This window comes from Paenibacillus elgii NBRC 100335 (genome assembly GCF_004000865.1).
Taxonomy (GTDB): Bacteria; Bacillota; Bacilli; order Paenibacillales; family NBRC-103111; genus Paenibacillus_G; species Paenibacillus_G elgii.
Window position 1 is genome coordinate 1 of record NZ_BIMB01000131.1, and the last position, 1,892, is coordinate 1,892.

Annotated in this window: 1 protein-coding gene; it reads right to left on the bottom strand. The window is 60.7% G+C overall.

What is annotated here, in order from left to right:
• The coding region (locus PEL01S_RS34165) for a condensation domain-containing protein (RefSeq protein WP_164824390.1) at positions 1-1,892 on the bottom strand (1,892 nt) is incomplete at both ends.

A 1,892-nucleotide genomic window follows, 5' to 3' on the forward strand; every position in this document is an offset into this window, starting at 1 on the left:
TGCGCTCCTGCAAATGCGTCTGCGTCAGCAGCACGGCCGCTCCGCTATCCCGCAGCATGAACCCGATCCGCTCGGACGGATAGTCCGGGTCCAGCGGTACGTACGCGCCGCCTGCTTTCCAGACGGCCAGCACGGCGACGAGCAAGTCCGTCGAACGGTCGGCCAGAATGCCGACGATCGACTCGCGCCCGATACCACGCGCTTGCAGCGTCCGGGCCAGCCGGTTCGCCCGCTCGTTCAGCTCGCGGTACGTGAGCTTCGCCTCTGCATACACGACCGCCGTCTGCTCCGGCACAAGCTCCGCCTGCGCTTCGAAGCACGCATGGAACGTTTGCTCCGGTGCATAATCTGCCAGCTCCGAGGCTGCTCCACACCTAGCGCCTACGCTGCCGAAGCCGTCCACCAGCATCGCCCGCTCTTCCAGCGTGATCATCTCCAGAGCCGACAGCTTCGCTTGCGGATTGCCAACAATCGAGTCGATCAGCCGGACAAAATGCTTCGCCAGCCGTTCAACCGTTTCCCGTTTGTACAGCGCGGTGCTGTACTCGATGCTGCACTGCAGTCCTTCCTCCCGTTCCAGCGCATCCAGCGTCAGATCGAACTTCGCCGACGCGCTCTCGCTTGAGTAAGGCTTGAAATCGAGCCCTTCGATGCTCAGCTCCACCTGCTCCAGCGTCTTCAATTCGAACATCGTATCGAACAGCGGATTACGGCTCATATCCCGGGTCAGGTTGAGCTTCTCGACCAGTTCCTCGAACGGATAGTCCTGATGCTCGTAAGCGCCGAGCGCCTGCTCCTTGATTTCCAGCAAATAATCCATAAACGTCTTCTCGTCGGCTGGGTAGCTGCGCAGCGCCAGCGTGCCTATGAACACGCCGATCAAGCTTGCCAGATCGGCATGCGGTCTTCCCGCGATCGGCGTGCCGACGATAAGGTCTTCCTGCCCCGTATATTTGTGCAGCAGCGTTTTGTAAACGGCCAGCAGCACCATGTGCAGGGTCGACCCGGTTTGCGCGGCAAGCCGCTTCAGCCCGTCGCGGGCCGCCTGGCCGACGGCAAAGTCAAACCGCGCGCCTTCAAAACGCTGTACAGCCGGTCTCGCATAATCGGTCGGCATATGGAGCACGGGGATTTCGCCTCGGAAGACTTCCAGCCAGTACGCTTCCTGCTTTTTCATCCGCTCGCCGGCTTTTTCCGCTTGCTGCCAGACCGCATAGTCCTTGTACTGCACGCGCAGCGGCGGCAGCGCTTCGCCTTCGTACAGCTGCACGAACTCCTTGATCAGCACGCCCATCGAGACGCCGTCCGAAACGATGTGATGCATGTCGTACAGCAACAGATGACGTTCCGGCCCAAGCTCGATCAAGCCTACCCGCAGCAACGGCGCTTGCTCCAGATCAAACGGCCGCACGAAATCGCGGATATGAGTTTCCGCTTCCTCTTCGCTTGCCGCCCTGTACTCTACGGCAAAGTCCACATTCTCGTAAATCCGCTGCACCACGTCGCCGCCCGCCATCTCGAAGCCGGTACGAAGCGTCTCATGACGAACAATCAGCTTGCGGAACGCGTCTTCAAGTCTTCCGCGGTCCAGACACCCTTCCACGAGCGTGACGCCCGGCATGTTGTAGCTCGTCTCGCCGCCTTCCAGCTGGCTTAAAACGTACATCCGTTTTTGAGCCGAGGATACCGGATAGTGCGCTCTTGGGCCGGCTTGCGGGATCGCCGTATCAGCGTCCTGCTCCATCCCTGAGATGGACTGCGCCAACTGCTCGACCGTCGGGTAATGGAACACGTCGCGCAGCGGTACCTTGACCTGCAGCTCTTGGTGCATTCTCGCCACCAGCGTCGTTGCCCGAAGCGACTGTCCGCCGATGTCGAAGAAGTTGTCCTGC